The sequence below is a fragment of the Streptomyces sp. NPDC050703 genome, from assembly GCF_040654435.1.
GTDB lineage: Bacteria > Actinomycetota > Actinomycetes > Streptomycetales > Streptomycetaceae > Streptomyces.
In genome coordinates, this window is sequence record NZ_JBFAHX010000087.1 from 1 (window position 1) to 7,097 (window position 7,097).

At 62.4% G+C, this 7,097-nt stretch carries 7 protein-coding genes and 1 tRNA gene; 1 reads left to right on the top strand and 7 read right to left on the bottom strand.

The features are described from left to right. The 3 genes from AB0I16_RS35545 to AB0I16_RS35555 all read right to left on the bottom strand — a co-directional run. Positions 1-477: HK97 family phage prohead protease (locus tag AB0I16_RS35545; RefSeq protein WP_363253820.1), on the bottom strand; the 477-nt coding region annotated here is incomplete at its 3' end. Beyond that, positions 464-1,825, bottom strand: coding sequence for a phage portal protein (locus AB0I16_RS35550; RefSeq protein ID WP_363253821.1), 1,362 nt, complete (start codon positions 1,823-1,825; stop codon positions 464-466). The genes AB0I16_RS35550 and AB0I16_RS35545, both read right to left, overlap by 14 nt. A gap of 15 nt (positions 1,826-1,840) precedes the next feature. After that, a complete protein-coding gene (locus AB0I16_RS35555) occupies positions 1,841-3,427 on the bottom strand; it encodes a terminase large subunit (RefSeq protein WP_363253822.1) in 1,587 nt (528 codons plus the stop codon). Between the two features lie 82 nt (positions 3,428-3,509). On the opposite strand from AB0I16_RS35555, the gene AB0I16_RS35560 reads away from it, so the two are divergent. Continuing rightward, positions 3,510-3,719, top strand: coding sequence for a hypothetical protein (locus AB0I16_RS35560; protein WP_363253823.1), 210 nt, complete (start codon positions 3,510-3,512; stop codon positions 3,717-3,719). 44 nt (positions 3,720-3,763) lie between these two features. Here the strand turns inward: AB0I16_RS35560 and AB0I16_RS35565 are convergent, their stop codons facing one another. The 4 genes from AB0I16_RS35565 to AB0I16_RS35580 form a co-directional block, all read right to left on the bottom strand. Continuing rightward, on the bottom strand, positions 3,764-4,183 hold the full coding sequence (locus AB0I16_RS35565) for a phage terminase small subunit P27 family (RefSeq protein ID WP_363253824.1): 420 nt from the start codon (positions 4,181-4,183) through the stop codon (positions 3,764-3,766). 209 nt (positions 4,184-4,392) lie between these two features. After that, a complete protein-coding gene (locus AB0I16_RS35570; RefSeq protein WP_363253825.1) occupies positions 4,393-4,683 on the bottom strand; it encodes an HNH endonuclease signature motif containing protein in 291 nt (96 codons plus the stop codon). Between the two features lie 99 nt (positions 4,684-4,782). Then, positions 4,783-4,863: transfer RNA gene (locus AB0I16_RS35575), tRNA-OTHER, on the bottom strand. 379 nt (positions 4,864-5,242) lie between these two features. After that, on the bottom strand, positions 5,243-7,012 hold the full coding sequence (locus AB0I16_RS35580) for a recombinase family protein (RefSeq protein ID WP_363253826.1): 1,770 nt from the start codon (positions 7,010-7,012) through the stop codon (positions 5,243-5,245). Positions 7,013-7,097 lie beyond the last annotated feature (85 nt).

Genomic DNA, 7,097 nt, shown 5'->3' on the forward strand with positions numbered 1-7,097 from the left:
CGCCGGATTCACAACCGGCCCCAGTTCGACCACGTCCATGGCCGTGATCTCGCGGACGGGAAGCCCCGTTTCCGCGTCGTCTTCGTCTGCCCGACGCTGACCCCCATCGAGCACGCGGAACGTGAAGGACGAGCCGCGAAGGTCGCCCCGCTTCAGAAGCTCCGCGACGTCACGGCCGGTCGTCGTGTCCGGAAGGTCAACCTCATACCACCCGCCCTCGCGGTCTTCCCCCACACGCAGCGTGCCCGACGACGTGCGCCCGAGCAGAGACTGTGAGTTGTGGTTGAAAGTTGCGTACACGTCGTTCTGTCGCAGCGACGGACCGCCGGCCCCAGGCACAATGCGTTCCCGAAAGCCGCCCAGGTCGTGTGACAGTTCATTGAAGCGGTAGGCGTATCCGCGCATAGAAATGCGCCCGTCACCCGACGAGCGCTCTTCAAGTGCACCAACCGCGAACCGAAGTTCACGAGTCGTCATCTTCGTCTGTGCCCCCTTCGTTAACCGGGTCGCCTTCGGCGGTGTCCGGCTCGTCCCCCGGCTCAGATGCGGGGGGTTCAATGGCTGGGGGCGCGGGCTCCGGCTTCTCACCCACAACGGACAGATTCATCGGCACGCGGTACTCAGCGCCCAACCCCTCCGGAAGCGGTGGCAGATCCTCGGCAGCTCGAACTTCGTCAATCGAGTAGATACCGTTTTGCAGCCCCAGCGACCACAGCTCCATACGCTCTTTCGGTGCGCCCCGCTTGATCTCGTCCAAGTTGAACTTGACGAACTTGTGGCGGTCCGCAGTCTCCGCGAAAAGAAGTCTGTTCAGTCCCGACTCGATGCGTTCGAGCCACGGTCGCAGCGAGAACATACTGAACGCGATGTTCTGTTCAGCAAGACCGGAACCCCACGAAGTCGAGTTCGTCGCGTCCGCGATGAGGTGCGGCGGAACGCCAAAGATGCGCGCAATTTCCGGAACCTGAAACTGTCGCGTCTGCAAGAACTGTGCTTCGTCCGGCGACATAGCGACCTTGCTGAACTTCGCGCCTTCAGTGAGCAGCGCTACACGGTGCGCGTTGTCCACACCGCTGTTCGCTGCGCGCCACGCTTCACGCGCCCGTGCAAGTCCCTCTTCGCTCATTGTTCCGGGGACCTCAACCACAGCCCCAGGCATCGCGCCATTGGCGAAGAACTTCGAACCGTACGTCTGGGCAGCAAGCGCAAGCCCGATGGACTCACGTGCGTACGAGATCGGCGAGCAACCGACGAAGTCACCGGGAAGCATCATCCCGGGAATGTGAAGAACATCGCGCGGCGTGAACCAACCCAACAGAACTTCGTTCCCGTCGGAGTCCACATCGAACGCTTCAAACACCTTCCGACGAAGACCGTCGACCATGACCATGTGCACGTGAATCTTCGTCGGGTCGAGCACGTCCAACCCAGCAATGTTCGGTCCCACCCAGCGGACGGCAAGAAACGCATTGCCCTGAAGAAGAAGTGACAGGACCGTTTGAGACAGGATGTCGATCCGGCCCATGCCGCCCGGCTCAGCGTTCGGGTAGTCGAGCCACGCGGGAGTTTCGATCTGCCGGCGGACCCCGCCGCGCTTGCTGTACGTGCCTACTGGCAGCGTGGCAATCGTCTCGGAGAGCAGCCGGACCGACGCGAATACGGCCGACACCTGAAGGGCGTTATGCGGTGTAACGCGCTGCCCGGAAGCCGCGGTGACACCCAAGCTGTACAGCTCAGGGTCATACGGCTCCCACGCGCGTTCAGCCGCTACAGCGTCCAGTGCGAGAGATGACCCCCACCCGAAGAGAGCAGACCAAAAACCCATAGCGCCCCCTTCGGGTCAGATATCAGCGAAGTAATCGGATTCATCGGGGGCGAGCCCGGTCGTGAAGACCTGCCCGTCGGCCCCCTCCCACGTGGCGAGAATCGCCGTATCAACGTGGGTGCCGTTGTCCTCGCGCCACATGATTGCGCCGTGAACAGCGAGAACCATGGCGATAGCAAGGTCAATCTTTCGGCGACTGGCCGCGTATTCCTTCGTCACGCGGGCACCGTGCTTGTCTTCCTTCAGCACGGCATTGCCGATGTGCCGGGCAAGCGCCGGATTACCGTCATGCGACAAGCGGCCATCCCGGCACGCGTCGTACACAGACTGCGTCGCGGGGATCATGCGTTTCAACGAGTTCGTTGGGAACGCTTCAACGGGGAAGCCGTCAGCTTCGAGATTGTCTAGCGTCTCTTCCCAGCGGTAAGGGTCTGCCACCAGATTGCGTACCAGGTATGTGTCAAGCGCCCCGTGAAGAGCGTCCCGAACATCCGCCATGGGAACCCGCCAATGAGCGTCGTCCGCCGGCGCTTCCCAGTGGCCCAGGACAAACACCTTCAAGTCCCGTACGCGGCAAGCGACGAGCGCCGTAGAGTCGCCCTTCCACGAACCGTCAAAGCCGAGCACAATTTCGTCCCCCGGCTCTAGGGGGTCATCCGCCGCAGCGAGCGAATCCCATAGCCCGTGCGGCAACCACGTTGAAGCGCCACGCACGAACTGTGAAAGTCGGTAGATACGGAAACTGGCTTCAGTGCTCCGCTGGGCCGCCGCCTTGAAGTCGTCCGGGTTCAAGATTTCGTACGACGGGTTGCACCTGGCCCACACTTCGGGGTCAAGGTGGTCGACGGTTTCGCCCAAGCGCGGGCCCCACGACCGGAAGAAAAGCGTTGGGTCGTCGGCTTCCCCGGAATTGACACGCTCACCTTGCTCGCAGAGTTGCGCAAAAGGTCCGTCAGGGTCCGGCCCCGCAGTCGAAATGATCAGGAACATCGGTTGATTGCGCGCAGCACTGCCCAGCGTGAGCGCGTCGAACAAGTCGGAGTTCTTAGAGAACGCGTACTCGTCGAGCGACACCGCGGAAGGATTCAGCCCCTGTTGCCGCCCAGCGTCCGCGCTAACGACCCGGTAAGTGTTGTCCTTATACCGGATCACGTCGCGCTGCACGTTGCATACGGCGCTCAGCTTCGGCGAAGCGTTAACCATCTGCTTCGCAGCGTCGAACACCATGCGAGCCTGATTGCGGTCATTGGCGGCAGCGATGATCTGACGCTGTGCGTCGCCCCGGTCCGCAATCAGGTGATAGAGCATGATGGCTGCGGCAATGGTGCTCTTGCCGTTCTTGCGCGCCACGCACACACACACGGTGCGGTGCTTCCGGCGCCAACGACCGAACGTGTCCTGCGTTAGCTCGTACGCGTCCACAAGAAGGGTTCGCTGCCACGGCAACAGCCGGAACGGTTGGCCGGCGAACGAGCCCGTCAGATAGCAGAATTCTTCAATCCACTTCGCTACCCGGTAGCCCTCACTGGGGAACGGCGCGTCGGTGGGTATGTGCCGGGCAATAACTGGATCAATGCCTTCGGCGGGGAGACGCTTCGCCATGACACCCCCCGCATTGACAAGAGCCTACTCACGTGAGTAGGTTGTTCCTCGTAAGGCGGACAACGACGAAGGGGCCGAAACTGTGTACGCGTTCAAGCGCATCGAAACCGGCAAGCGCACCGTGATCATTAGCGTGTTTGAAGGCATGTCGGAGATTGAGCACTACGGCTGTGACCCGCTGGGTGTTCTCAACCCGGACGCGACGGTTACTGATCTGACCGTGGAACTCGGGGAGGGGCGCTCCGTGAAGTTCGAGCGCATTTCCATTCCGGGGCCGAAGCGACGCCGCTGAGCGGATTGGCGCCCCTGGGGAAACCTGGGGGCGCTTAGCTGTGCTCAGAAATCCTCCGGCCCCGCGGCCACCTTGCGCGCCTCCGCAGCAACGAGCCCCAGGCGCAGACGTGCTTCAGGCGTGAACCCGATCGCAGTCTCAATCGAGCGGAGTTCCTTCTCCGTCGACTCGACGTAGCGAAGCATGGGGTGCGCCACCGGTTGCCCGTTGTACCCCTCCGACATGTAGCCGTCAGCGGCCACCAGTGCGAGCAGATCAGCGCGACGGTCGTGCAGCTCGCAGTACCGCGTGATCACGTTGCGGTCTGTGTCGGGGGAGTACGCACCCATGCCGGCGGACCACACGTTGCGCCACACGTCCTTACCCGCGGCCTTCAGGTGCGCGGGCACACGGGGCGCTCGACCTTCGTACACAACGGGGGCGGGCTCCGCTACCGCGGCAGTGTTGGCGTTGCCGGTACGCATGTCCGGCGCCTTAGCTCGGCTCACTTAGCACCCCCCTAACGGGTCGTTAACTGACCCGTTCTCAGCGTGCCGAAGTGGCGGAAGGCCAGTAGTTGCAAGGATTCAGGCCGCTGGGGGGCGGGGTCCGGCGCTGCACCTAGCGTGCGTTTTCCGAGCTTGGGCCGGGATCGCTGTAGAAAATTTCTGGGAACTTTCGGACCGCTCTCCCCCTAGAAGGGGCGCTTGCCGAAGTCCAGTGCCGTCTTGATGCGGTGGCATCGCTTGCACAGTGCTTGGACGTTGCTATCCACGTCCTCACCCCCAAGCGCGAGCGGCTTGATGTGGTCAATGTCCAGCCATGAAGGCAGGAAGTGACCACCGCAGTGTGCACACTCGGCACCCATGGCCTTGCGCACAGCGCGACGCAGACGAGCGGCAGCGTTGTTGCCCCGGGCGATAGCAGCACGCCGCTTCGCGTGGCTCTTGATGGAGCGCTGTGCGTTGTACTCGGAGTGATGCATGGCGCACCTACCCCCGTGTGTGGCCCAGGCTCGACAGTCAAGGCAGCGTGTACGCATGGCCCCCCCTTCCTGGGGAAGCCCCCTATACCTCGCAAGTTGTGCTCCCGGCTGGATTCGAACCAGCAACCACCCCGTTATACGAACCCGGGTAGGGGCGCTCTGCCATTGAGCTACGGAAGCAAGCGCGGCTTCGCTAGGTTCGGCATTCTCACGAACGCTTACGGACGAAGCCGCCCAGTTGCTCAACCCCGAGAGAAGTCGGGGGAGCCCCTGGCCGAAGGGTGAGCACTCATGCGCCGTTGCGTATCGCTACTTGATGCGCGGTGCGGAATCACCCTTCTATCTATATGAAGTGAGTCGGTGACTTCAGCGCCGGATGTCGGGCAGTGACGTAGAGACGCAGTGAGGCGAAGTCCGGGATGCCTTAGAGACTTCTTATGTGAATCTGAAAAATGAGTCACAACGTCACTCCATCACTTCCCGCTGGTCGGGGCCCCACGCATCCTCCGCAGACGTGACGAAGGGGCCGACCCGGTGTGAGTCGGCCCCCGCACGGGCGTTACAGCGCTGCAAGTTCCCGCTCAGTGGCCTCTTCGTCGGTGTCGTCGGTGTCGTCGGGTAGTGGGTGCCACCGCAGTTCGATGCGTTGGTCTAGCGGGATGATCTTCTTTGTCTCGGGGTCGCGGCCCCGCCCAATGGTGACCCCCGACAGGAACAGGGCTAGGAACTGTCGACGCTCGAAGACGTCCCACGTTGCCCAGGGCGAGTCGTCCCCTATCGGGTCTTCCCCGGAGGCGAACCAGTCGGCCGGCACCGCTACCGCCGCGGACGTCTGGGCGTCCAACTCGTCGAGCTTCCGCGTGCACTCGTCTTCGTAGGCGCGGTATTGCTCCATCGTGGCTCGCCACATCGTGAGTTCGTCGCGGCCTCGGTACAACCCCGCTTTTCGGTCCGCCTGAAGCTCCTTGATGGACTGGCGTACGTGGGCGAGATGTGCCGCTGTTTCGCGCCGCTCTTCCTGCACGCCTGCAAGATCCTTTTGTCTTGCGTAGCGCACCGCCACCGCGGCTACCCATGCTCGGTCGTCTTCGTCCGCCATGTCCGCTGTGATGAGGCGCTGCCACACTCGGCGCGCAACGTACTCGTCGGCGTCTTTACGGCGGATGGATAGTCCGCCATGCCCCTTCGGGTTGGCGCACATGTACGTACCGTGCCCGTCGGTGGCTTCGGATTGCCCGACACTGCCAGTGCATACGCCGCAGTCGCTGAATCGCCACCCGCTGAGAAGGGTTGGCACGGCTTCCCCACCGGGTTGTCTGGTGTACTTGCTGGGGAGTTTCCGGTGTTCCTGAAGTTCGAGCCACCGGGCGCCGGAGATGATTCCCCGGTGGGGTGTCAGTGGCGAGCCTGCTTCGTCCCGCGCGATGACGTTGACGTACGCCTTACCGCGCTTTACGCGTGTGCTCGCAAAACCGCCTATTGCGGGGTGGTCGAGAATCCACCGGACGGTTTGCGCGCGCCACCGGATAGGTGCATCGGGGTCAGAAGTGCGTCGTTTTTTGAGTGCCTCTAGGCGCTTCTCTGTGGCGCGTCGTTTCGCGTTTCCGGGGGCCGGTATCTGCTCTTTTTCGAGCGTGGTTGCGATCTTGTTGTCACTTTTTCCGCTGAGTGACATGTCGACCATGCGTTCAACAACGGCGACGTGTTCGGGGTTGTCCGCGTCGGGTTCGAGAACGGACACAGTGAGTTTATCGATTTGCTCGCGAACGGTCCGCATACCGTATGGGGCCGTGGCGGAATGCCGTCCGCCTACAGCGCTAATTTCAGCTTTGGCGCCCTTGAGTCGGTCCGCTTTGTTGTCGCTATCCTGCTTCGCGAGTGCGGCAATGAGCGCGAAGATTGCGACGCCGATAGGGGTGGACGTGTCAAGGAAGGGCTCTAGTATGGACATGAACCGTACGCCGTGCGCCTTGAATTCCTTGTCGATTTCGAGTGCGTCGTGTGCGCCTTGCCGAGTGAGCCGCGAAAGCTCGTTGCTAATGACTACGTCACCTTCGCCCGCGCGAATGTCGGTCATCATGCGTTCGAAGTCGGTCCGTATGACGCTCGGGTCCCATCCAGACCGACCCTTGTCGACGTACTCGCCAACGACGACCCAGGGCACCCCTTGCAGCGAGCGGGCTTCTGCTAGGGCGTGTCCCGCCGCTAGTTGCGCTTCGGTGCTCACCTCGGAGCCGTCCGCGCGTGCGTAAGACTGTCGGGCGTACAGGAAGACGCGCACGACGTCCATGTGCGCGCTGTTGACGCTCGGAGAGAGGATTGGAGACATGGGAGAAGCATGCGTCATGCGTGCTGACCTGCGCTTTCGTTTGAACGGATTGGCCCTACTGGGTAGCTTCGCATGGATCACTTTC